This is a genomic window from Actinoplanes teichomyceticus ATCC 31121 (genome assembly GCF_003711105.1).
GTDB classification, from domain to species: Bacteria; Actinomycetota; Actinomycetes; order Mycobacteriales; family Micromonosporaceae; genus Actinoplanes; species Actinoplanes teichomyceticus.
Map to the genome: position 1 here is coordinate 8,223,982 of NZ_CP023865.1, position 20,544 is coordinate 8,244,525.

Consider the following 20,544-nt stretch of genomic DNA (forward strand, 5'->3'; position numbering starts at 1 on the left):
ACCGACCGGGGTGTGTCCACGCGCGATTCCGGCCGGGTCGCGGACCCCCGCGCACGCTACCGTGGCAGGCAGCGCCGCATGCCGGATCCGGCGCGACCCGTCCGCGCGTACGCCGCAAGCACCCCGTCCTGAAGGAGCCCCGATGTCGTACGACGGCCCGCACTCCGGCCCGCCCCGGCCCGGCGGCCGGCCCGAGGAGCCGTACGCGGAGCCCTCCGACCCGTGGGGCGACAACAGCCGGGTGGTGAACGACCCGGCCTGGCCCACCCCGCAGGTCCCGCCGCAGCGGTATCCTCCGCAGCCGGCCTGGCCGCAGCCGCAGCCGCCGTCGCCGCCGGCCGCGCAGCAGCGCCGCGGATTCGCCCTGGGCGCCCTGATCGCGGTGCTGAGCGTGCTGGTCGGCGGCGGCCTGGCGACCACGGTGTGGTTCCTGCTGGGGCGCGAGGACCGGATGAAGACCCCGGTCGCCGCGGCGACCACCACCGTGGGGACCATGCCGCGCCCGCAGACCAGCTCCGACGCCCGGTTCGCCGGTAAGGGCCAGTGTGTGCGCAACGAGGGCACCAACACCGAGCCGGAGCTGCGCGTCGTGGGGTGCGCGGCGAACACCTACGAGGTGTTGAAGCGGATCGACGGCCGCGCCACCGGGGAGAAGGACGCGGTCGCCAAGTGCAGCAAGGTGCCCGGTTACACCAAGTGGTACTACTACGACACCGAATACGACGACGTCGATTTCGTCCTCTGCCTCCGCGAGTATGGACCGGCCTAGCCGCCGCTCGCCGCGGACCCGGCGATCCCGGGGCCTCGCCGGGTCGCCGGGCACCCCGGCGAGCCGGTCGCCGGCGCGGTACGCACTGATCAGAAAAGGACTTACCCACTCCGTCGAGCGCGCACCGTGCCACCCTGCGGCCGGTACCTCCCGAACGCAGCCGGTGTGATCACCCGGCAGCGGGTATAAGGGATTCCATGAAGCCCGTCCGCACCGCCGCCCGAGCCATGCTCGCTTCGATCTTCGTGATCAGCGGGGTCCGCGTGCTGATCAAGCCCGGCGAGGCCCGCGTCCAGGCCGCTCGCCGGGTCACCGACCGGTTCACCCCGCTGCTGGAGAAGGCCGATCCGCGCCTGCCCACCGACCCGGCGACGCTGGTCCGGCTCAAGGCCGGAAGCGACGTGCTGGCCGGGCTGGCGCTGGCGACCGGTCGCTGCACCCGGCCCGCCGCCGCCGTGCTGGCCGCCGGCCTGGTGCCGACCACGATCGCCGGCCACCCGTTCTGGGCCGTGCCCAAGGACCGGCGCGCCGACCAGCAGATCCACTTCCTGAAGAACCTCGGGCTGCTCGGTGGCCTGCTGCTGGCCGCGGCCGACACCGAGGGCCAGCCCGGCCTCCGCTACCGCACCAGCCACGCGGTGGACCGCAGCCAGCGGACGCTGACGCACGCGGTGGACCGGTCGCAGCGGTCGGTGCGGCGCGCGATGCGCACCGCGAAGCGGGAGGCGAAGATCGCCGCGCTCTCCGCCGCCGCGGGCCGCAAGATCCCGGGCTGAGGCCCGCCAGCCCCGGCCACCGCCAGGCAAGCTCGGCAACCACGTCGCCGGGCGGCCGGTCGCGGGGGATGGCCACGCCGGGCAGACGCGCCGCAGGACCGTCGGAAGCGGCCGGACCACCGGCGCGTCGGGTCGCTGAGAGCGCCGGAAGCGGCCGGACCACCGGGCGCGTCGCCTCGCTCAGAGCGCCGGAAGCGGCCGGGACGCCCGGCGCGCCGCCCCGCCGAGAGCGCCGGACCACCGACGCACCCCCTGTGCGTGCCCGCAATGCCCTAATTGCCCAACTAACAACCTATAAGCAGCCTTTGCGTTAAAGCCGACGAGGGGCCGCGCGGACCGTCTGCGCCACCTAAGCTCGCTTCCGCCCGGCTACGCCCCTGCCGCCACGGTCACCGTGCGAGCGGCAGGCCGTGCCGTGCCCGGAGGACGAGACGGGGGGGTCGCGCGCCATGCCGGTCATCGAGAAACGCTCGCTGCGCGCTGCGCAGAACAGGTCCGTTCGGCTCGCGGTGGGCGCGCTGGGCACGCTCGCGCTGGTCTCCCTCGCCCTTTCCCGGTACGACCTGACCGCCCTCGCCGTGACCCACGCGGCCGTCCGCGACTGGTTGAGCGGGGCGGAGCTGTATGCGTACCGGGAACCGGTCAGCCAGGCCGGCGCCGCCCTGCCGCCCGCACTGGCCATCGTCCTGGCTCCCCTGGCCCTCCTGCCGCTGAAGGCGGCCGGATGGCTGCTCGCCCTGAGCGGTGTCGCCGCCCTGCTGCTGTCCGCGGTCGTGCTGGCCGGGCCGATCGCCCGTCGCCACGGCCGGCGCCGCACCCCCCTGGCCCTCACCGTCGCCGCGCTCGCCCTGCTCACCGAACCGGTCCGCGCCGCCCTCGGCGAGGGCCGTCCCGAGCTGCTGGTGTTCGGTCTGGTGCTGGCCGATCTGGTGGCGCTGCGGCGGGCCGAGCGGGCCGGCTGGTGGACGGTCCACCGGCCGGCGCCGCTGGCCGACCGGCTCCGCCAGAGCTGGGCGGACGGGTCGTGGGCCGGGGTCGGCACCGGCCTGGCCGTCGCCTTCGCCGTCACCCCGGGGTTCTTCCTGCTCGGGCTCTTCGTGCTGCGGCAGCGGCGGGCGGCGCTGACCGCCCTGACCACCGCGGTCACCGCGACGCTCGCCGGGTTGCTGTTCGCCCCGCGCGAGACGCTGAGCTGGTTCGGCGACACGCTCTGGGAGCTCGACCGGGCCGAGCCGCTGAACGCGGCCGGAAACCAGGCGCTCGCCGGGGTGCTGGCCCGGCTCTACGGTTTCCCCGCGCCGCCGGTGCTGGTCTGGCTGGCGTTCGGAGCGTTGCTGCTGGCGGTCGGGTTGATCCGGGCCCGGTCGGCGTTCGCCGAGGGTGATCGGGTCGCCGCTTTCACGGTGATCGGCCTGGCCGCCGCCGGGTTCGGCCCGATGACCACGCCGGCCGAGCTGATCTGGCTGGTCCCGGCGGTGCTGGTGCTGGCCGACGGCGCGTTGCGCCGCCGGACCGGGGTGCGGCGGACCCGGTCGCACCGGTACGGCGCGGCGATCCTCGCGGCCGCCGCCCTTTCCGGGTACGCCCTGCTGGTCATCGCCCCGCCGGCCCTGCTCACCTGGAACGGGTACGCGTTCGCGCTGATCGCGCTGGTCAGCGCCCTGCCGTGGCGCCACCGACCGCCGGTGGGAGCGCCGGCCCGGCCGAGCCGGCGGGTAGCCGCGATCCCGGGTCCGCGCGGGGGCTGAGGTGGCCCGCGGTCACGGGCAGTTCACCCACTCCTCCGCGCCGTCGGTGAAAACCTGCCGCTTCCAGATCGGCAGCCGCGCCTTGACCTCGTCCACCAGCCGGGCGCACGCCGCGAAGGCGGCCGCCCGGTGTGCCGTGCTGACCGAGGCGACCAGGGCCACGTCACCGATCCGCAGCGGGCCGATCCGATGCGAGACGGCGACCGCGTACACCGCCGGGTCGGCGGCGATCTCCGCGGCCACCTCGCGCAGCACCGCGGTCGCGGTGGGGTGGCCTTCGTACTCCAGCTCGGTGACGCCCCGCCCATGGTCGTGATCGCGGACCACGCCCTGGAACGAGACGACCGCGCCGGCCCGCCGGTCGGCCACCGCGGCCTCGTGCGCGGCCAGGTCCAGCGGCGTGTCCCGCACCTCGGCGATGGCCACCCGGCCCACCGGGGCCGCGACGACAGGGTTCTCGGTGTTCACGAACGCTCCCCGGGCAGCAGCGGAAGGGACAGGAAGGGCACCGTGTCGCCGGCCGCGACCTTGACGCCGGGCCGGACCACGACGAAGCCGTGCGCGTGGGCCAGGCCGCGCAGCATGGCGGAGCCGACGTGGCCGACCGGGGTCGCGACCCGGCCGGTCGGGTCGAGCGCGGCCAGCGCGAGGTGCGTGTCCCGGCCCCGGCTGGGCACCGGGCGAGCCGCCTCGACCTGCGGCAGCTCCGCCGGGAACGGCCGGCCGGCCAGCCCGGCCAGCAGCGGCGCGACCAGGCTGACCAGGGCGATCACCGCGGACTGCGGGTTGCCCGGGAGGCCGGCCAGGAAACGCGGGCGGCCGTCCGGGCCGGGCACCCTGGCGAGCAGCATCGGGAAGCCGGGACGGACCCCGACGGTGTTCACGATGTACTCCGCGCCCAGCTCGGCCAGCGACGGGTGCAGGTGGTCCACCGGGCCGTGCATGGTGCCCCCGGTGGTGCACACCAGATCGGCGACCTGCAGCGCGGCGCGGATCGCCGCCAGATGCGCGTCCAGGGTGTCCTGGACCGGGCCGGCGACCGAGGTCACCGTGGCGCCGTAGCGGCGCAACCAGGCCGGGACCTGCGGGCCGAGCGAGTCCCGGACCCGGCCGGCGCCGGGCGGGCCGGAGGTGAGCAGTTCGTCGCCGAAGACCAGCAGGGCGGCGCGCGGCTCCGGGCGGACCGTCAGGGTCTCGTAGCCACAGGTCGCGGCGACGCCGATGACGGCCGGGTCGACGGCCGTGCCGGCCGGCAGCAGCTCCTCGCCGAGCTCGGCCTCCTCGCCCGGCAGGCGCCATTCCGGCGCGGGCCGCGGAACGCCGGTGACCAGGCCGTCCGGGCCGATGGCCGACTCCTCCACGCGGATCAGGGCGGCGGCGCCACCGGGCACCATCGCGCCGGTGGCGATCTCCACGCAGGTGCCGTCCTCGGTCAGCGGCGGTGGCGTGCCGCCGGCCAGCACCCGGCCGACCCGCCGCCACGGGCCCGTCCCGCGCACCGCCCAGCCGTCGATGCTGGAGGTCGGGAACGCCGGCAGGGCGGTGAGGGCACGCAGCGGCTCGGCGAGGGTGCGGCCGTCGCCGTCGGCCAGGGGGATCCGCTCGGCGCCCGCCGAGGCGGCGAGACCGGCCTGATAGGCCAGCCGGCGGGCTTCGTCCCAGCCGACCGGGGTGTTCTCGTCAGCGCTCACCGGTCGAGCCTAATCCGCTAGTGGTCGCCGCCCCTGATCTGGTCGACCGTGTGGGCCAGCAGCGGCCCGAGGACCGCGAGGCCGTCCTTGGCCCCGCCGGTGGAACCGGGCAGGTTCACGATCAGGGTCCGGCCGGCCACCCCGGCGAGCCCCCGGGACAGCGCGGCGGCCGGGACCCGGTCACGGCTGTACGCACGGATCGCCTCGGCGATGCCCGGGATCTCGAAGTCGAGCAGTCCGCGGGTCGCCTCCGGGGTCCGGTCGGTCGGGGTGACGCCGGTCCCGCCGCTGGTCAGGATCACGTCCACGCCGTCGGCGAGCGCCGCCCGCAGCGCCTCGGTCACCGGAGCGCCGTCCGGGACCACCACCGGCTCGTCCACCTCGCAACCCAGGTCACGCAGGCCGGCGACCAGGCGGGGGCCGCTGGTGTCGGCGTAGACCCCGGCGGCGGCGCGGTTCGAGGCGACGACGACTCGCGCGCGGATCGTCACGGCCGGTCCTCCGGGCGTACCCAATCGCCGGTCTTGCCGCCCTGCTTGCGCAGCACCCGCACCGCTTCGATGCTGGCCGCCGGGTCCACCGCCTTGATCATGTCGATCATCGCGAGACCGGCGGTGGCCACCGCGGTGAGCGCCTCCATCTCGACCCCGGTGCGGTCGGCGGTCTTGGTGGTGGCGGTGATCTCGACCGTGTCGTCGCCGAGCACCAGCTCCACCTTGACCCCGTGCAGCCCGATCGGGTGACAGAGCGGGATCAGGTCGGGGGTGCGCTTGGCGCCCATGATCCCGGCCAGCCGGGCGACCGCGAGGGCGTCGCCTTTCGGGAGGTCGTCGGCCCGCAGGAGCTCGATCACCTCGGGGGTGGTGCGGACCGTACCGGCCGCGACGGCGCGGCGATCGCTCACCGACTTGGCGGACACGTCGACCATCCGGGCGGCGCCGGTCTCGTCGACGTGCGTCAGGTGCGTTTCCTGGGGCATACCGGGAGCTTATAGAGCGCCGGAGCCGGACACGTTCGCATCGTCGCCGGATCGGCTTCACACTTTGTCCACACCGCCTCCGTAGGGTTCCGGCACTGGCCAGAGCCGCTGCGATGACAATGAAAATTGTAATCGGCAACCCATTCTTCATCGCATTCGGTTGCCATTCGGAAACCGTCCGTAACGGCTCTCCGGGCTCTTTCCGCATTATGCGCATAACGACACGATCCGCTGGAAAACGGCATGATCGCCGCCTAACGTTCTGCCCTGTCGCGACACACCGCAGCAAACGTCGTTAGTGGACGAGAACGGTTCGGCGGGCGGACCAACCGCTCCCGGCCACGAAGCGCCAAGGGGTGAGGAGAGAGCCATGCGCGGTAGCAACGACTGGGGCTGAAAAAGACGAGGATGCGCGGAACGGCGCATATGAATAGCCTTGAACCCTGAGCTACGGCTCAGTTGCGTTCGGCGACAGGGACAGCATGTCTGACACCGGTACCAACGACGACGCGACCGATCAGCGGCTTCGGCTGCTCGTCGGTCTCGTCGTCGTGTTGGGGCTCGGCGCCGGCGCCGGCTGGGCGATCTACGCACACCGGCACCCGGGGCCCCCACCCCCGCCGATGGCGCTGGGTCTGCTCTGCGTCGCGGTGATCGCCGCCAACCGGCTGCGGGTCTACGTCCGGATGAAGTCCACCCTGAACGGCACCGCCTGGGGTGAGGTTCCGGTGCTCGTCGGCCTGACCCTGCTGCCCCCGCCGTGGGTGCTGCTCTGCGCGGTCGCCGGCCAGGCGGTCCTGAAGCTCTGGACCCGGGTCGGCACCCGCAAGACGGCGTACGCGATGGCCAAGGAGGCCCTGACCGTCAGCGCCGCGGCGGGCGCCTTCCTCGCCCTGGACATCGAGCCCGACCTGACCGCGCCGCACGCGCCGACGCTGGCCATCCTCGCCGGGCTGATCGCCTTCGCGGTGACCGACCAGGTGGTCTTCGTACCGATCATGGCGGCCGACGCGCGCACCACCATCCGGCAGGCCGCCCGGCAGAACTGGACCGGCAAGCTGATCGGCCACCTCGGCCAGTTCCTCGCCACCGTGGTCGTGCTGTGGGTGCTGTCCACCGACGCGAACGTGCTGCTCCTGCTGGTCGTTCCGCTCGTTGTGGCGTGCATGCACCTCTGGCAGTCACGCAGCGCCCGGACCCGGCAGGAACGCGAGTCCTGGCAGCGTCTCGCCAAGGCCACCGACGAGCTCAACGCCGTGGACCTGACCCAGGTCCTGCACTCGGCGACCATCCGGGCGGCGCAGATCTTCTCGGCCGCCGAGGCCGCGATCGACCTCACCGCGGAGAACGCCGACCGGTCCGTTCGCGCCACCGAGTCGCAGGTGCTCGCCGACGGCCCGCTGTCCGGCCGGCCCAGCCGGCCCGACGAGACCACGGTGGACCTCGTCGCGCACGACGGCGGGGTCCGGGTCGGGGTGCTGCGGCTGCGCTTCGGCGGGACGGTCCGGCTGACCGAGGTGGAGCAGTACAAACTGCGCACCTTCGCGTCGGCGGTCTGCACCGCGATCCGCAACGCGCAGGCGTACGCCGAACTGGCCCGGATCGCCGCGGAGAACGCGCACGCCGCCACCCACGACTCGCTCACCGGCCTGCCCAACCGCCGCCAGCTGTACGAACGGGCCGGTCGCCTGTTCTCCGACGGCGGCCACCGCAGCCTGGTGGCACTGCTGCTCATCGACCTCAACCACTTCAAGGAGGTCAACGACACGCTCGGGCACGCGGCCGGCGACGACGTGCTGTGCGAGGTGGCCCGCCGGCTGAACGAGGCGGCCGAGCCCGGTGACCTGGTCGCCCGGCTGGGCGGCGACGAGTTCGCGGTGCTGCTCACCGGGCTGCCCACGCCGGCCCTGGCCAACCACCGGGCGGCCACCATGCTCGGCGCGCTGGAGCCGAGCATCGAGGTGGAGGGAATGCGGATCACCGTGGAGGCGGCCGGCGGCATCGCGCTGGCCGCCGGCGCGGGCAGCGTCGAGGAGCTGATGCGGCGCGCCGACATCGCGATGTACCAGGCGAAACGTGCCGGCGAGCCGACCATGATCTACGCGCACGCCCGGGACACCGCGGACGTCGAGCGGCTGATGCTCACCGGTGAGCTGCGCCGGGCGGTCAGCGAGCACGAGTTCACCGTGGACTTCCAGCCGATCGTCGACCTGGGCAGCGGCGAGGTGGTCTCGGCCGAGGCGCTGGCCCGGTGGAACCATCCCGACCACGGCGACCTCAGCCCGGTGCAGTTCCTGGAGACGGTGGAACGCTCCGGGCAGCTGCCGGCGTTCGCCGACGCCGTGCTGGAGGAGTCGCTGCTGGCCATGCAGGGCTGGCGGGCGGCCGGCTTCGACCTGCCGGTGGCGGTCAACGTGTCGCCACGCAGCCTGCTCGACCCGCACTTCCCGGCCACCGTGCTGGCCCGGCTGGAACGCCACGACGTGTCCCCCGGGCAGCTGGTCCTGGAGCTCACCGAGACCCTCACGATCAGTCAGCTGGACGTGGTCGAGCGGGTGCTCGCCGAGCTGCGCAACGCCGGGATCCGGCTGGCCGTCGACGACTTCGGCACCGGGGTGTCCTCACTCTCGGTGCTCTCCCGCATCCCGGTGCACCAACTCAAGATCGATCGTGGGTTCGTGGCCGCGGTGGAGACCTCGGCAGAGGCGGCCGCGGTCGTCCGGACCACCGTCGACCTGGCCCGCAACCTGCACCTGACGGTGGTCGCCGAGGGGGTGGAGAGCGAGCCGCAGCGGCGCGCGCTGTGGGAGCTGGGCTGCCAGGCCGGGCAGGGTCACCTGTTCGCCCGGCCGCTCTCGGCGGCGCGCCTGCTCGGCACGCTGCAGCGTGGTTCCGGCGGCCGTCCCGGAGTGCTGGCGACGGCCCTGCACGACGCCGGCGCCGTGGTGCGGATGCCGGCTCGCCGGTCGGCCGGGTCGGGGAGATCCTCTCTGCCACACTTGCCGGCGTGACGAAACCCGCCGGCGGACCGCTCGGGCGCATCGACCGGGCCGCCGGTGGACTCGCGGCCGACCTCGGGCTGTACCTGATCTCCGCGGTGTTCGCCCTGGTCACCGGTGTGACGTCGACCCTGGAGCCGCACCGCGCCTGGGGCCTGATCGCCGTCTGGGGCTATGCGCTCGCCACCCTCGTGGTGGCCGTCCAGCTGTTGCTGCGCCGTTCCGGCGACCGGGTCCGGGCCGGGCTGGCCTGGCTGACCTGGGCGGCCGTCGCCCTGCTGCCGCTGGTCGTCGAGGCGGTGCAGCGGGCCGGCGGGCGTACCGGCCGGGCACAGGAGGAGGTGCTGGTCGTCGAGGCGATGGGCCGGTCTCTGCTGGAGCACGGCACGCCGTACCTGAGCCGTTCCGAGATCGCCGCGCTCGCGGTCGACGAGCGCCTGCTGGGCTACCGCCCCTACCAGCCCGGGATGGCCGTCTTCGGCCTTCCGCGCGCGCTCGCCGGCGAGCACTGGTGGACCGACGCGCGGATCTGGTTCGCGATCACCGCGGTGGTCGCGGTGGGCGGGGCCGTCGCCGTCCTGCGCCGCTCCCACCCCTTTCCGGTACGAGCGATCCAGGCCGCGACCGTCCTCCCGGTGACCGCGCTGACGCTGGCCACCGGCGGCGACGACATCCCGGTGCTGGCGCTGTGCCTGCTGGCGCTGGCCCTCGCCGCCACCGGCCGGTACGGCTGGTCCGGCGTCGCGGTCGGGGCCGCCGCGGCGGCGAAGCTGTTCGCCCTCCCGGTCGTCGCCGTGCTGGCCGTCCTGTCCCTGGCCGGTCGGTGGGCTGCCCCGGCGGTCGGCCGGGGTGCCGTGACCACCGGCACGGGTGCCGTGACCACCGGCACGGGTGCCCTGACCACCGGCACGGGCGCCCTGACCACCGGACCAGGTGCCGTGACCACCGGGGCAGGCGGCGTGACCACCGGGCCGGGTGCCGTGACCACCGGGGCCGGCGGGGCCACCGGGGCCGGCGGGGCGGCCGGGGCGGGCGGCGTGACCACCGGGCCGGGCGCCGTGGCCGCCGGCCGGGGGCGTCGGATGCTGCCGCCCGCGCTGGGCCTGCCGGTGCTCGCCCTGCTGCCGCCGCTGCTGGTGAACGCCGACTCGCTGCTGGAGAACGTGGTCCGCTTCCCCCTCGGGCACGGCCTGGTGAGCAGCCCGGCGCAGTCGCCGTTCCCCGGCTATCTGATCGCGCAACACCTGCCCGGCGGTCGCCTCCTGGCCGCCGCCCTGCTCGCCGCGGCCGCCCTGGTGATCGCTTGGCGGCTGCTGCGCCGGCCACCCCGCGACGCCGGCACAGCCGCACTGTACTGCGGCTGGGGCCTGCTCGCGGCGATCCTGCTGATGCCCACCACCCGGTTCGGATATCTGCTCTACCCGGCGGCGCTGCTGCTCTGGGCCCCGGTGCTGCGCGCCCCGGCCGGCAGCGCGGAACGGCCCCTCCCGGCACCCTGACCTGGCCCCGGACCCGAACGTGTACAGGAAGCACACAGCTTCTTCGGCCCCACGGCATGACACCGCCTTGTACCGTCAATGGAATGCAGATGCAGATGACCTGTCCCAAGTGCCACGGTGAGATGCGGGTCTACGAGCGCAGCGGCGTCACGATCGACCAGTGCACCGAGTGCCGCGGCATCTACCTCGACCGCGGTGAGCTGGAGAAACTTTTCGCGGCCGAGGCCAGCTACAACCGATCCGCGCCGGCGCCGGGCCCCGCCGCCCACACCCCGCCGCCCCCGCCTCCGCCCCCGCACGGCGGGCACGGCTACATTCCGCCGCCCCCGCCGCCGCCCGCCTACGGCGCCCCGGTCCACCACGCGCCGGCCGCGCACTACCCGCCGCCGGTGCCGCAGTACGGACATCACGGCCACTACCGCGCCTACGGGCACCACGGCCACTACCGCCGTCGCAGCTTCCTGCACGACCTGTTCGACTGACGGTTCGTTCGGGCTCGGCCCGTGGCGTTCCACTGACCGCCTCGGGCACTTCGCCCGGCCCGACCACTCAGGCGGGCGTGCCGCGCTCGGGCCGGACAGCCCGACCGCTCAGGCGGGCGCGCCGCGGCTCGGGCCGGACAGCTCGAGCCGACGGGCGCGGCGGCGGACGGCCGGGTCGCGGAGCCGGCGTTCCTGCGACCGGTTCGACGACTCAGGCCTTCGCGCGCACCGTGAGGCCTTCGCGCGCACCGTGAGGCCTTCGCGCGCACCGTGAGGCCTTCGCGCGCACCGTGAGGCCTTCGCCGGCACCGTGAGGCCTTCGCCGGCACCGTGGGGCCTCCGCTCCGGTCTCGTGGCCGGAACGGAGGCCCCACGCGCTCTCCCGCTGGACCGGGGAGCCGTCCGGGCCGCATGCGCGGGCCTGCAAGGCTGGTGGCATGGCGCTGCCGGGCGCCCACGGCCTGGTCCGAGCACTCGACGCGGCGCCTACTCCGGGGTGAACGGGTTCGTCGCCGGGCTCAGCGACCACGACCTCCTCCCCCCTCCGGCCGTCCCGGATGGAGCCGCGCCGACCTGCTCTTCCACCTCACCGGAGATGCCCCGCGTGCGCTGGCCACCCCGAGCCGGGCGCCGGTGGACACGGATGTCGTCGGCTACTGGCGTACGCGATCCGGTTCTTCCGGCAGCGAAGCCGCCGGCGCTCATGCCCGCTGGATCCGTCGCTGCGCCGCGGCTTTCGACCGCCCCGGCGGCATCGTCACGCTCTGATCGACCCCCGCCCCGGCCGCGGTCCGGGCGACCGCCGCCCAGGCCGGCGGTGACGTTCCCACCATCGCAAGCGCAGCCGAGGTCGCCGGCACGGTCGTGGCCGCCGGCGCACCGGCGGCCACCAACGGGTCCGCGACCCTCGGCCACCCGGAACCGCCAGCACACCCGGAACCGCCAGCGGAACCGCAGCCTCGGCTGCCGGCACAGCCGCGCCGGTCGGCTCACCCGAGGACGGGCGACGGGTGATGACCCAGGGATTGGTACTCGCCCTTTCGGACTTTTTCGCCACCCTGATAACCGAGGCGTTCCTGCACCATGTGGATCTGCTCGGTAACCGGTCAGTGCACCCTCGACCATCCGATTCGGCGATGGACGTGGCGGTCACCACGATCACCGGCCTGCTGGGTGACACCGAACTGCCCGCGAATGGGGACGGCCGAGAGCTGTCACTGAAGTGCGCCGGCCGGATGGCGTTGACCGAGAGCGACCGTCGGCTGCTCGGTCCCGCCACGGCGGCCCTTCCCATGCTTGGCACGTCGACCAGCGGCAACTGAGCCGGGCCAGCCCGTCACCGTCCCTCGACGCCACCTACCACAGTGGCCTTTGTCACGCTACGTGACCACAAATTGGAGTCGTTCGGTCACTTACGAGTGAACCATTTCGATAGGTCTCTTTTTTCGTTCGCGTTACGAAGTCACTGGAATACGCAACGTCGCGGATCTTGGGTATTCTCACGTCGCCCCCCTGTCACGGCGAACGGAGGAACAACCGTGACTGAAATCGCTGAGCGCGCGGCGAACCAGGCGCTACGGACCGACTTGGAAGACGTCTACGGCCGCTACGAGGAGCTCCGCTCCGGAGTGGACGAACTGCAGCGCAGCCTGGCCACCATGCAGGTGAGCGCGGAGTCCCCGGACGGCGTCGTGCACGCCACCGTGAATGCCGACGGCGAGCTCGTCGACCTGCGGCTCGACCAGCAAGCCTGCCGCGAGTGGAACGTCGACACCCTGGCCCGGATCATCGTCGAGACGGTGCAGCACGCTGCCGCCGGCAAGCACCGGCAGGTCGAACGGCTGGTCACCACGCACCGCCCGCCGGACGAGGCGGCCTGACCCCAGCCGCCGCAGCCGCGCCCGTCGCGGCTGCGGCCGGACGCCCGCCGTACGCCGGACGGGGGCCGCGGTTCTGCCGCGACCCGGCGTGCCACGGGCGTCCACCCGCGGTGGAATGCGGGTTAGATGGCCATGTCGACGAAACGGGACAGGTGCAGCTGCGCCGCCACCGTGATCGTGTCGGTCGGCCCGTTACGGTGCTTGGCCACGATGAAGTCGGCCTCGCCGGCCCGCGGGGACTCCTTGTCGTAGTAGTCGTCGCGGTGCAGCAGGATCACGACGTCGGCGTCCTGCTCGATCGAGCCGGACTCACGCAGGTCGGAAAGCTGGGGCCGCTTGTCGGTCCGCTGCTCCGGGCCACGGTTCAGCTGGCTGACGCCGATCACCGGGCACTCGATCTCCTTGGCCAGCAGCTTGAGACCACGCGACAGCTCGGAGACCTCCTGCTGACGGCTCTCGGTCTTCTTCGGCGAGGACATCAGCTGGAGATAGTCGATGACCAGCAGCTTGAGGTTGTGCCGCTGCTTGAGCCGGCGCGCCTTGGCCCGGATCTCCATCAGATTCATGTTGGGCGTGTCGTCGACGAAGATGGGCGCCTCGCTGATCTCGCCCATCCGCCGAGCCAGCTTGGTCCAGTCGTCGTCGGAGAGCTGACCGGACCGGAGGGTGTGCAGCGGCACCCGCGCCTCCGCGGAGAGCAACCGCATCACCATCTCGATCTTGCTCATTTCCAGCGAGAAGATGGCGCTGGCGCAGCCGTGCCGGATCGCGGCGTTGCGGGCGAAGTCCATGCTCGCGGTCGACTTGCCCAGACCCGGACGGCCGGCGACGATGATCAGCTGACCCGGGTGCAGGCCGTTGAGCAGCCGGTCCAGGTCGTTGAAGCCGGTCGGGACGCCGGTCATCACGCCACCCGCGGCGCCGACCGCCTCGATCTCGTCCAGGGTCGGCTGCAGCATGTCGCCGAGCGCGGCGAAGTCCTCGCTGACCCGTTTCTCGGTCACGTCGTAGATCGCCTGCTGGGCCAGGTCGACGATGTCGTCCACGTCGCGGCCGCCGTTGCCGCCCGTGCCGTAGCCGAGCTGGACGATCCGGGTGCCCGCCTCGACCAGCCGGCGCAGGATCGCCCGCTCCGAGACGATCCGGGCGTAGTAGGAGGCGTTGGCCGCGGTCGGCACGCTCTCGATCAGCGTGTGCAGATAGGGCACGCCGCCGACCCGCTGCAGGTCACCGCTGTCGGCCAGGGCCGCCGCCACGGTCAGCGCGTCGGCCGGCTCACCCCGCCCGTACAGGTCCAGGATGACGTCGTAGATGGTGGCGTGCACCGGCCGGTAGAAGTCGTTGGTCTTGAGGATCTCGACCACGTCGGCGATCGCGTCCTTGGACAGCAGCATGCCGCCCAGCACGCCCTGCTCGGCCGCGACGTCCTGCGGCGGCGCCTTGTCGAACTGCCCACCGTTCGTCGGCCCGGAACGGCCGAACCCGCCGCTCTGGGGTCCCCCGGTCGGCTGAGCCGGGGGACGCGGATCCGGACGTGCGTCGTCGGTGATCGACACCGGGACATCCCCCTTAATTGACCATGCCGCCATCACGATCGAACAACCCTCGGACGACTCCTTCGGCCGAGTCCGTGGCTACTTCAGCAGATCCGGTCGATCAGAGGGCTGGACCACTGTACGAACCCCGTCACGACCAGCCCAACTGCCACGGTGGACGAGTCTTGGGACAACCTGTGGACAGGTGGCCCTCAGCTGTGGGCAGCCCTGTGCACAGCATGTGGACAACTCCTGGGGAAAGACCTCCAGCAGCACTTTTCTGGCTCCTTCCTGTGGAGGGCAGAAAAGCTGATGGATCTGCGGATTTACCGGGTCGGGTGAGCAAGCTGTCGCTGTGAGGCGTTGCGGTTCCGTCTCCGGCACGTCACCCTTTTCAGGTGGACCAACGGGAGTGGGACTACGGCGCCCGCATGTCGCGCGACAGGCGCGCTGCGGAGGCTTGGCCCACCCGGGAATCGGAGATCGACGAAACCGAGCCGCGCTGGTCCGCGCTCACCGACACCGGCAGCATGACGCCCAGCCCCGAGGCCCTCACCTGGCAGCGCCGGGCGGACGCCTGGGCGCAGCAGAGCGAGATCGAGCCGTACTCGGATGGTGGCGGCCAGGCCGTCGAGCCGGCGAATCGCTGGTCCGAGGTGGCCTCCACCGGCCGGCCCACCTTCCCGGCCGACGGCGTCGGCTGGCGCACCCAGACCTCGGAGTGGCGGGCCACCGGCGCGCGCTGGCGGCAGACCACCGAGTGGCGCTCCTCCACCGGATCACACGTCTGGCGTTCCACCACCGAGGCGTGGCAGTCCGGGCAGGACGCGGAGAGCACGCCCGATCGCGCGACCATCTCCGGCACCGCGTGGCCGACGCCGGAGCAGGAGGTCGGCGCCGGCCGGGACCTCCCGTCCAGCCGGTCGGACACCCCGTCCTGGCGGCGCGACGCGGACGCCGGGCGGGCCGCGACCACCCCGGTCGAGCAGACCTGGAGCAGCTCCGGCACGCCGTCCTGGCAACAGCCGTCGGCATCGACGCCGTCCTGGCAGCAACCGTCGGCATCGACCCCGTCCTGGCAGCAATCCTCCGCGCAGACGCCCTCGTGGCGGCAGTCCGCCTCCACCCCGGCCCCGTCGTGGCAGCAGCCCTCCGCGTCGACGCCCTCGTGGCAGCAGTCCGGCCGCACCCCGTCCTGGCAGCAGCCCTCGTCGCCGTCGTGGCAGCGGTCCGCCGAGAGCGCCACCCCGTCCGGGTCGTGGAGCGACGCGCGCCACACCCCCGGGGAGAACACCACCGACGTCGGCGGCTGGGAGCGGTCCGACGGTCCCGGCTGGCAGGCCGGTCCCCGTGACGACGGCCGGCACTTCGTCCGGGAGGACGACCGTGCCGCCTGGCGGCGCGGCGCCGACACCGAGTGGTCCACCCGGCGGGGCCGCCGACGCGCGCCCGAGCCGGATACCCAGCCCGCCGGGGGCACCGGCTGGACCAGCACCGCCGACACCGACGACTGGGCCGGGCACACCGACACCGGCAGCATCCCGCTCGCGCCCGGCTCGCCGGCTCCCGACCCGGTCCCGCCGGCCCCGTCCCGGGGCAGCCGCTCCAGCCGCCGCGGCTACGACGCCGACCGGGCGGAACCGCTGGCCTCCCCGCGCCGCCGGCGCTCCGCTGAACACGACCGCGGCCAAGCCGCGGAACAGGACGGATACCCGGCTCAGGGCTCCGGCGCCGCCTACGGCGAGCGCGGCGGTCAGACCCCGATCCGGTACGGCGTACGCCCCGAGTCCTCCACCCGCCTGTCCCGCCGCGCCGCGCCGGACGACGCCCCGTCGCCGGACGTCAGCGGCCGGATCCGTGCCGAGGGCGCCGCCGCCTCCGGTGGCCTGCCCGAGCGCGAGCGCGGCACCGGCCGGCGCGCCCGGCGGACGCAGCGCTACAACGCGAACGCGACGGACTGGCGTGAGGACACCGCCTCCTGGGACGCCGAGCCGGACACCAGCAACTGGACGCGCGACCCGGACACCGGGCAGTGGAGCCGGGCCGAGGACGACCCCCGCGTCCTGGCCTGGCGGGCCGAGGCGGCTCGCCGCGAGGAGATGAAGCGGCGGGGCGGCACCGCGCCGCCACCCGAGCCGGCCGGCGCGGACGGCTGGGGTGGCGGCGGACGACGCAGCCGGCGCGACGACGAGCCGTCCGGCCCGATCGGTGGGGTGCCCGGCGGGCCGCTGCCGAGCAGCGCGATCCCGGACGACCCGCGCCAGCGCAGCGCCATGCCGGGCCCGGCCACCCCGCGCAGCGCCATGCCCGGCCCGGCTGCCCCGCGCAGCGCCATGCCCGGCAGCGGCGCTGCCTGGTCCGGCGGCGCGATGCCCGGCCCGGCGACGCCCCGCAGCGCGATGCCGGACGGTGGCGGCGCCTCGTGGACCGGAGCCGGCCAGTCCGATCCGTACACGTCCGGCCGCTTCCGCGGGGCCGGCGACCCGGACGACTACCGGGCCGGACCGGGCGCTCCCACGGCGTACGGCAACGGGCTCGGAAATGACGGCGGCGGAGGCCGCCGCCGCGCACCTGAACCGCCGCCGGACGCCTGGTCCGAGCCTCCCGGGCGCCGGTCGGTCGGCCCGGACGACGATTACGCCACCGGCGGTTGGCGGCCGGGGCCGTTGCCGCCCCGGCAGGAAGCGCCGCGTGAGCTGCCCGCCGGCCGGTCCGGTGACTGGGACGAGCCCGGTTACGGCACTCCGCAGCCGCGTGCGCTGCCGGCCGGCCGCACCTCGTGGTCGGACTCCCCGCGCGTGCCGCGGCAGACCGGTTACGACGCCGAGCCGGACGGCGCCGCCTGGCCGGAGCCGGACCGGGCCCCGCGCCGCACCGGTTACGGCGCCCCGGAGACCGACGGCTCGACCTGGTCCGACCAGCGCCGGATGAGCGGCGGCCGCGAGTTACCCGGCCCGTCCCACGGCGCCCGGGAACTCCCCGCCGGCCCACCGCGGCGGGACGACGAGGGCTCGTGGCGGAACGGCTACGGCGGCGACCCGTCGTGGCGTGACACCGGCCGCCGTGACACGCGCAAGCCCGCCTACGGCGCCCAGCGCGAGCTTCCCGGCGGCCCGCCGTCCTGGTCACCGGAGGCTTCCGACGACGGTGTGGACCGCTACGAATCCCCGCGCCGCCGCGACGACCGCGACGACCCGCCCTTCGGTGGCCGGGGCCGCGACGACTGGCGTGGCCCCGGCGGCCCCGCCACCGGAACATCCTGGAACGGTGACAACGGACCGGCTCCGGGCTGGAGCGGCTCGGGACCGGGCGACGGCGGTCACCGCCGCGGCACGGCCCCGGATCCCGGTCACCGCAACGGCGGCGCGCCGGACGGGGGCGGCTGGCGCGCCGGAGCCGACAACGTCGCCCCGACCTCCGGTCCCGCCCCGGGCGGCGCCTGGCGCGCCGGCCTCGACGGCGGCGCCGACGCGGCTCCGGTCTCCGGCTCTGCGGGGTACCGGGCCACCGCCGGTGGCGACTGGCGTACCGGGACGAGCGGCGGCGCCGCCGCTCCGGTGTCCGGTTATCGCGCCACCGCGAGCGCCGACTGGCGGGCCGGCATCGACGGCGGATCAGCTCCCGACGGGACCGCGGCACCCGATGCGGCCGGCGGCGCCGGCGTTCCCGGCAGCGCCCGGCGCCCCGGCGCCGAGGGCTTCCCCGGGCCCGGCAGCGCCCGGCGCCCCGGCACGAACGGCGTCCCGGCGCCGGGCGGCGTCCCGGCACCCGGCGGCGACTGGCGCGCCGCACTCAACGAGGCCGCCACCGCACCCGGCGGAGCCCCGGCTGCGAGCACGGACCGGAGGAGCGGGCTCAACGGCGGCACCGCAGCCGGCGGCACCGCACCCCCGGGTGCGGACTGGCGCGCGGCACTCAACGGCGCCACCAGCGTCGCGCCCACCTCGGGCGCGGCCGGCTACCGCGCCACCGCCACCGGTACCGACTGGCGGGCCGACGTGAGCACGGCGCCCGTCTCCGGCGCCGCCGCGGTCCCCGGCAGCACCGGCTACCGCCCGAACGCCGCTCCGGCCGCCGACGACTGGCGTCGTGACCTCAGCGCGGACCTGGTCGACGGCGAGCCGCAGCGTTTCAGCACCTCGGACTTCCCGCCCTTTCGGCCGAGCGGCTCCGCGGCGGTCTCCGGCGGCGCGAACCTGGCCCTGAGCGCCACCTCGGTGATCGCCGCGTCGCCGGACGCCGCACCGGAGGCCGACACCTCCTGGCCACCGCGCCGCGCCACGAGCAGCGCCTTCTTCGAGAACACCGGCGCCTACGAGCGGCGCCCGGTCAGCAGCGCCCTGCTCTCCGGCCAGCCGAACGACCTGCTCAACCCGGACGACGAGGAGGACGAGGAGACCTCGACCAGCCCGCTCGCCGCGGTCGGATACACGGTCGTCTGGTACGGCGTGCCGGTGGTCCTCTTCGTCGCCGGCATGCTGCTGCTGAACAGCGGCCAGCGCGCGCACGCTCTGCAGACGCTCGCCAACGCCGCGCCGGAGTTCGGCATCTCGCTGGCGCTGAGCATCGTCGTCGCCTTCGGCCTGCGTTTCGCCACCACGGCGTGGAAGTCCGCGAGCGTCGGCCTGGCCGCGGCCGTCGTCGGCGGTGGCCTGGCCACGGTGCTGAGCTCGGCGATCACCGGCAACAGCCTCAGCTGACCCGCTTCCCCGTCGTGCCCGGGCCCGTGTCCGCTCGGCGCCCGTGTCCGCTCGGCCCTGACCCGCATCTCTGCGCGGTCTTCGTGCCCGGCCATCCCGCCGCTCACCGAGCCGGACAGCGCAAACACGAACGGCGCGCCGGGGCTGAGCCCGGCGCGCCGTACGCGGTGGTGCGAGAACTACTTGGCGGCGACCACGTTCACCGGGAACGTGGCGGTCACCTCGGGGTGCAGCTTGACCTGGACGTTGTACGAGCCCGTGGTCTTGATGTGACCCGGCAGCTCGAGACGACGACGGTCCAGCGACGGACCACCGGCGGCCTTGACCGCGTCCACGATCTCGGCCGGGGTGATCGAGCCGAACAGGCGGCCGCCGTTGCCGGAGCGCGCGCTCAGCGTGACCTTGAGGCCGGACAGCTGGTCCTTGACCTCGTTCGCCTGGCCCAGGTCCCGGATCTCGCGCGCCTCGCGGGCCCGCTTGATGACCGCGACCTGCTTCTCGGCGCCCTTGGTCCACTGGATCGCGAAGCCCTGCGGCAGCAGGTAGTTACGGCCGTAGCCGTTCTTCACCTCGACGATGTCGCCGGGGGTGCCGAGACCCGACACCTCCTGAGTGAGGATGATCTTCATCTGGGTGACCCTCCTCAGCGCGCCGTCGCCGTGTACGGCAGGAGCGCCATCTCGCGCGCGTTCTTGACCGCGCGGGCGATCTGCCGCTGCTGCTGCGAGGTCACACCGGTGACGCGGCGGGCACGAATCTTGCCGCGGTCCGAGATGAACTTCCGCAGAAGCGCGGTGTCCTTGTAGTCGATGTAGGTGATCCCGTCCTTGTCGAGCGGGTTCACCTTCTTCTTCGGCTTGCGAAGCGCCGCAGCCTTAGCCATTGCTCTTACTCCTGAACTCAAGAAAGCCCGAGGGCTTAGAAGGGAGGCTCGTCGTCGAACGAGGAGTTGCCGCCGGAGCGGCCGCTGGAGGCCGGGGCCGCCGACGCCCAGGGGTCGTCGAAGTCGTTGTTGCTCCGGCCGCCGCCACCGCTGTTGCCGCCGCCGAACTGCTGGCGGTTACCGCCGCCGGAGGCGCCGAAGCCACCCCCGCCGCCGGAACGGCTCATCTTCTGCACCTTGGCCGTGGCGTACCGCAGAGACGGGCCGATCTCGTCGACCTCGAGCTCCATGACGGTGCGCTTCTCTCCCTCTTTGGTGTCGTAGCTGCGCTGGCGCAGCCGCCCCTGCACGATCACCCGAGCGCCGCGCTGCAGCGACTCGGACACGTGCTCGGCGGCGTCACGCCAGATGCTGCACGAGAGGAACAGTGGCTCGCCGTCTTTCCATTCGCCCGACTGCCGGTCCAGAGTCCGCGGGGTGGAAGCGATGCGGAACGAACAGACCGCCGCACCCGAATTGGTGAAGCGCAGCTCAGGGTCGTTGACCAGGTTGCCAACCACCGTGATTACGGTTTCTCCAGCCATGAAACTTCTCCTCGCCGCT

The 20,544-nt window shown here is 74.0% G+C and carries 17 protein-coding genes; 9 read left to right on the forward strand and 8 right to left on the reverse strand.

Annotation, left to right across the window (positions count from 1 at the left end; translation table 11 throughout):
- Positions 1–142 precede the first annotated feature (142 nt).
- The 3 genes from ACTEI_RS36365 (at position 143) to ACTEI_RS36375 (ending at position 3,293) form a co-directional block, all read left to right on the forward strand.
- The gene (locus tag ACTEI_RS36365; protein ID WP_122981784.1) at positions 143–769 is read left to right on the forward strand and encodes an LppU/SCO3897 family protein; all 627 of its coding nucleotides are present in this window, start codon (positions 143–145) and stop codon (positions 767–769) included.
- A 197-nt stretch (positions 770–966) separates the two neighbouring features.
- Positions 967–1,545: a DoxX family protein gene (locus tag ACTEI_RS36370; protein ID WP_122981785.1), complete on the forward strand. Its 579-nt coding sequence runs from the start codon at positions 967–969 to the stop codon at positions 1,543–1,545.
- 449 nt (positions 1,546–1,994) lie between these two features.
- A complete protein-coding gene (locus tag ACTEI_RS36375; RefSeq protein ID WP_122981786.1) occupies positions 1,995–3,293 on the forward strand; it encodes a glycosyltransferase 87 family protein in 1,299 nt (432 codons plus the stop codon).
- Between the two features lie 12 nt (positions 3,294–3,305).
- Here the strand turns inward: ACTEI_RS36375 and ACTEI_RS36380 are convergent, their stop codons facing one another.
- Genes ACTEI_RS36380 through moaC form a run of 4 tightly spaced genes read right to left on the reverse strand, consistent with a single transcriptional unit; the run spans position 3,306 to position 5,912 of the window.
- Complete coding sequence (locus ACTEI_RS36380) at positions 3,306–3,728, reverse strand: molybdenum cofactor biosynthesis protein MoaE (RefSeq protein WP_122982635.1); 423 nt, start codon at positions 3,726–3,728, stop codon at positions 3,306–3,308.
- Positions 3,729–3,757: 29 nt separating this feature from the next.
- Entirely contained in the window at positions 3,758–4,984 is a 1,227-nt protein-coding gene (locus ACTEI_RS36385; protein WP_122981787.1) for a molybdopterin molybdotransferase MoeA, read from the reverse strand.
- A 17-nt stretch (positions 4,985–5,001) separates the two neighbouring features.
- The gene (locus ACTEI_RS36390) at positions 5,002–5,499 is read right to left on the reverse strand and encodes a MogA/MoaB family molybdenum cofactor biosynthesis protein (RefSeq protein WP_122981788.1); all 498 of its coding nucleotides are present in this window, start codon (positions 5,497–5,499) and stop codon (positions 5,002–5,004) included.
- Positions 5,472–5,912 (reverse strand): cyclic pyranopterin monophosphate synthase MoaC, encoded by a 441-nt coding sequence (gene moaC, locus ACTEI_RS36395; RefSeq protein WP_239082212.1) that lies wholly within the window; start codon positions 5,910–5,912, stop codon positions 5,472–5,474. Before moaC ends, ACTEI_RS36390 begins: the two co-directional genes overlap by 28 nt.
- A 533-nt stretch (positions 5,913–6,445) precedes the next feature.
- Here moaC and ACTEI_RS36400 point away from each other — a divergent pair.
- The 5 genes from ACTEI_RS36400 to ACTEI_RS36420 all read left to right on the forward strand — a co-directional run bounded on the left by ACTEI_RS36400 (position 6,446) and on the right by ACTEI_RS36420 (position 12,823).
- Positions 6,446–8,974 (forward strand): putative bifunctional diguanylate cyclase/phosphodiesterase, encoded by a 2,529-nt coding sequence (locus ACTEI_RS36400; RefSeq protein ID WP_122981790.1) that lies wholly within the window; start codon positions 6,446–6,448, stop codon positions 8,972–8,974.
- Positions 8,971–10,461, forward strand: a complete 1,491-nt coding sequence (locus ACTEI_RS36405; RefSeq protein ID WP_239082206.1) for a glycosyltransferase 87 family protein — start codon at positions 8,971–8,973, stop codon at positions 10,459–10,461. The genes ACTEI_RS36400 and ACTEI_RS36405 overlap by 4 nt, the downstream gene beginning before the upstream one ends.
- Before the next feature lie 89 nt (positions 10,462–10,550).
- A complete protein-coding gene (locus ACTEI_RS36410; RefSeq protein ID WP_244940694.1) occupies positions 10,551–10,943 on the forward strand; it encodes a TFIIB-type zinc ribbon-containing protein in 393 nt (130 codons plus the stop codon).
- A 1,013-nt stretch (positions 10,944–11,956) separates the two neighbouring features.
- A complete protein-coding gene (locus ACTEI_RS37615; RefSeq protein WP_149100660.1) occupies positions 11,957–12,265 on the forward strand; it encodes a hypothetical protein in 309 nt (102 codons plus the stop codon).
- 216 nt (positions 12,266–12,481) lie between these two features.
- Positions 12,482–12,823: a YbaB/EbfC family nucleoid-associated protein gene (locus ACTEI_RS36420; protein WP_122981792.1), complete on the forward strand. Its 342-nt coding sequence runs from the start codon at positions 12,482–12,484 to the stop codon at positions 12,821–12,823.
- A 122-nt stretch (positions 12,824–12,945) separates the two neighbouring features.
- On the opposite strand, the gene dnaB is transcribed toward ACTEI_RS36420, so the two are convergent.
- Positions 12,946–14,412 (reverse strand): replicative DNA helicase, encoded by a 1,467-nt coding sequence (gene dnaB, locus ACTEI_RS36425; protein ID WP_372443211.1) that lies wholly within the window; start codon positions 14,410–14,412, stop codon positions 12,946–12,948.
- Positions 14,413–14,756: 344 nt separating this feature from the next.
- On the opposite strand from dnaB, the gene ACTEI_RS36430 reads away from it, so the two are divergent.
- Positions 14,757–19,058 carry a hypothetical protein gene (locus ACTEI_RS36430; RefSeq protein WP_122981794.1) on the forward strand — a complete coding sequence of 1,434 codons (4,302 nt, stop codon included), beginning with the start codon at positions 14,757–14,759 and terminating at the stop codon, positions 19,056–19,058.
- A 179-nt stretch (positions 19,059–19,237) separates the two neighbouring features.
- Here the strand turns inward: ACTEI_RS36430 and rplI are convergent, their stop codons facing one another.
- The 3 genes from rplI to ACTEI_RS36445 are packed head-to-tail and all read right to left on the reverse strand — an operon-like array spanning position 19,238 to position 20,525.
- Positions 19,238–19,687, reverse strand: a complete 450-nt coding sequence (gene rplI / locus ACTEI_RS36435; protein WP_122981795.1) for a 50S ribosomal protein L9 — start codon at positions 19,685–19,687, stop codon at positions 19,238–19,240.
- Between the two features lie 14 nt (positions 19,688–19,701).
- Positions 19,702–19,941, reverse strand: a complete 240-nt coding sequence (gene rpsR / locus ACTEI_RS36440) for a 30S ribosomal protein S18 (protein ID WP_007073789.1) — start codon at positions 19,939–19,941, stop codon at positions 19,702–19,704.
- Between the two features lie 35 nt (positions 19,942–19,976).
- Positions 19,977–20,525: a single-stranded DNA-binding protein gene (locus ACTEI_RS36445; protein ID WP_122981796.1), complete on the reverse strand. Its 549-nt coding sequence runs from the start codon at positions 20,523–20,525 to the stop codon at positions 19,977–19,979.
- Positions 20,526–20,544 lie beyond the last annotated feature (19 nt).

Coding starts and splice junctions, on each gene's coding strand:
- ACTEI_RS36365 (WP_122981784.1), top strand. CDS start 143: ATGTCGTACGACGGCCCGCACTCCGGCCCGCCCCGGCCCGGCGGCCGG.
- ACTEI_RS36370 (WP_122981785.1), top strand. CDS start 967: ATGAAGCCCGTCCGCACCGCCGCCCGAGCCATGCTCGCTTCGATCTTC.
- ACTEI_RS36375 (WP_122981786.1), top strand. CDS start 1,995: ATGCCGGTCATCGAGAAACGCTCGCTGCGCGCTGCGCAGAACAGGTCC.
- moaC (WP_239082212.1), bottom strand. CDS start 5,912: ATGGTCGACGTGTCCGCCAAGTCGGTGAGCGATCGCCGCGCCGTCGCG.
- ACTEI_RS36400 (WP_122981790.1), top strand. CDS start 6,446: ATGTCTGACACCGGTACCAACGACGACGCGACCGATCAGCGGCTTCGG.
- ACTEI_RS36410 (WP_244940694.1), top strand. CDS start 10,551: ATGCAGATGACCTGTCCCAAGTGCCACGGTGAGATGCGGGTCTACGAG.
- ACTEI_RS37615 (WP_149100660.1), top strand. CDS start 11,957: ATGACCCAGGGATTGGTACTCGCCCTTTCGGACTTTTTCGCCACCCTG.
- dnaB (WP_372443211.1), bottom strand. CDS start 14,412: ATGGCGGCATGGTCAATTAAGGGGGATGTCCCGGTGTCGATCACCGAC.
- rplI (WP_122981795.1), bottom strand. CDS start 19,687: ATGAAGATCATCCTCACTCAGGAGGTGTCGGGTCTCGGCACCCCCGGC.
- rpsR (WP_007073789.1), bottom strand. CDS start 19,941: ATGGCTAAGGCTGCGGCGCTTCGCAAGCCGAAGAAGAAGGTGAACCCG.
- ACTEI_RS36445 (WP_122981796.1), bottom strand. CDS start 20,525: ATGGCTGGAGAAACCGTAATCACGGTGGTTGGCAACCTGGTCAACGAC.